This is a genomic window from Endozoicomonas sp. ONNA2, assembly GCF_024606365.1.
Lineage (GTDB): Bacteria > Pseudomonadota > Gammaproteobacteria > Pseudomonadales > Endozoicomonadaceae > Endozoicomonas.
This window is the reverse complement of the sequence record NZ_JAHHPO010001152.1, coordinates 1-2,387: the sequence shown is the minus strand read 5'-3', so window position 1 is coordinate 2,387 and position 2,387 is coordinate 1. Positions and strand designations below refer to the sequence as shown.

Genomic DNA, 2,387 nt, shown 5'->3' with positions numbered 1-2,387 from the left:
TTCGTTATCCCTTCCCCCTACCAAGAGTCCACCATGCACGAAATAAAGCAGATTGATGCTCTGGCCGAGTTCTGTGGTATTCCCGCCCACTATATTGATGCCACTGGCCATCCAGTCACCCTTGAGACGGACTATAAACGCAATGCACTAACAGCCATGGGCGTTGCTGCCGGTAACGAGCTGGAAGTCCAGGCCTCAATCGACAGTATTTTAAGGAAACAGTGGTCGCCGTTGATTCCTGTGGTTCATGTGGTTCACTGCGGTGATATGTTTACGGTTCCCGTCCAGGTTGAGGAAAGCCATCGGCATGACTGGCTGCGTGGTGAAATCATACTGGAAGACAGTCGTTCAATACCCCTGGCCATCAACCTGTCAGAATTGCCAGAACAAGACCGGCTGTCTGTGGACCAACAGGAGCGGGTCCGGCTGGCCTGCCCGCTGCCGGAAGACCTGCCGGCGGGCTATCATCAACTGTCCGTGACTCTTTCCAGTCAAGAAGATGCGGATCAAGCTGCCCATCAAGAAAGCGCTCAAAACGAAGATTGTCGTCTGATTGTCGCACCACAGACCTGCTACGAACCGGATATCCTCAGCGCTGCACAGCCCGGGCCAACGGAAAAAATCTGGGGGGTCAGTGTCCAGCTCTATACCCTTCGCTCAGAAACCAACTGGGGCATGGGGGATTTCAGTGACCTCAGGCAGCTGGTGCAAAGGCTCGGGCCACAAGGGGCGGATATTGTCGGCCTGAACCCGATTCATTCGCTCTACCCCTCCAACCCGCTGCATTGCAGCCCTTACAGCCCGTCGAGCCGGAATTTTATTAATCCGTTGTATATCGATGTGACGGCGCTGAAGGAGTATCAGGATTCCGCGGAAATACAGCAATATGTGAACAGTGACGACTTTCTGCGTCAGTTACAGAAAGCCAGGGACTCCTCACATGTGGAGTATGACCGGGTGGCCTCGCTGAAATTTTCTGTGCTGGAAATGGCGTTCCGCCATTTCGAGAAACACGCTTCTTGTCAAAAAGAGAGTGCGCATCAATCCTACAACTCAGCCGACTTTGGCCATTATTGCGAGGAACAAGGCAAAGACCTGGAGCTTCAGGCCACCTATGAAGCCCTCTTTGAACATTTCAGGTCCAGAGATATCAATAGCTGGGGCTGGAACTGCTGGCCTGCAGACTATCAGGATCCTGAGAGCCCGACTGTGCAGGATTTTATTGCCCGGTCAAAAGAGCGAATTCGATTTTATATGTACCTGCAGTGGATTGCCGGGCAGCAGCTGGCCCAGGCCCAGCAGGCCGCCATTGAGTCCGGCATGCGGGTTGGTATCTACCGGGACCTTGCCGTTGGCGTAGACAAGGGTGGCGCGGATGTCTGGGCGCACCGGGACAACTCGTGCTCAATGCCAGCGTCGGTGCCCCGCCCGATACCGTTGCGCCACAGGGGCAGAACTGGGGACTGCCGCCTTTTGACCCGAACAGGCTGCAGGCACTGGCGTATGCCCCATTTATCGATATGGTGAATGCCAATATGCAGCACTGTGCGGCGCTGCGCATTGACCATGTGATGGGGATACTCCGGCTCTGGTGGTGTCCGCCGGATAAAACCGCAGACTATGGTGTCTACGTTAATTATCCGCTGAAGGACCTGTTAGGCATCATTAAACTGGAAAGCCAGCGTCAGCAATGCCTGATATTTGGCGAAGACCTGGGTACCGTACCGCCGGAAATAGAAGCAGCGCTGCCACCGGCCCATTGCTACTCCAATGAAGTGGTGCTCTTTTCCAGGGTCGAAGATCATTTCCTGGCACCAGAACAGTATAAAACACGAGCACTGACCTGTATTTCCAATCACGATATCCCAACCCTCAGGGCCTGGTGGAACTGTAGCGATCTTGATTTACGACAGTCGCTTGGTATTTACGACGCCGCCAGAACCGCACAGGAAAAGCTGGCCCGCCATGAAGACAAACTGGCCCTGCTGAACACCCTGCAACACATTGGCGAAGCGCCCTATGGTGTCAACCCCAGCGATTTAAGCTCCATGGGCTACAGCCGTGAACTGATGGAAAAGATTCATTATTACCTGGGCAAAACCGCATCACAAATCATTGTGATCCAGCTCGAAGATGTGCTGGAACTGGATACCCCGGTGAATGTGCCGGGCACCAGCAGCGAGTATCGTAACTGGAGCCGCAAACTGACCCGTAATATCAGTGAGATATTGACCAGTGAGGAAAACCGGGTACTGTTCAAAAATCTCGGCCTGACCCGAAAGGCATGAAAACCCGTATGCCCTATAGTGTTCGTAATGATAGCCGGGTATGAACCAATGGCACTGACTTAAGCTTAAAAGCCCGGTAAACAGGGACATTGATATAGG

At 53.5% G+C, this 2,387-nt stretch carries 1 pseudogene; it reads left to right on the top strand.

The annotated features are described in order from the left end of the window. Positions 1 to 33: 33 nt before the first annotated feature. Positions 34 to 2,288 (top strand): annotated as a pseudogene (gene malQ, locus KDK14_RS21905) (4-alpha-glucanotransferase). Positions 2,289 to 2,387 lie beyond the last annotated feature (99 nt).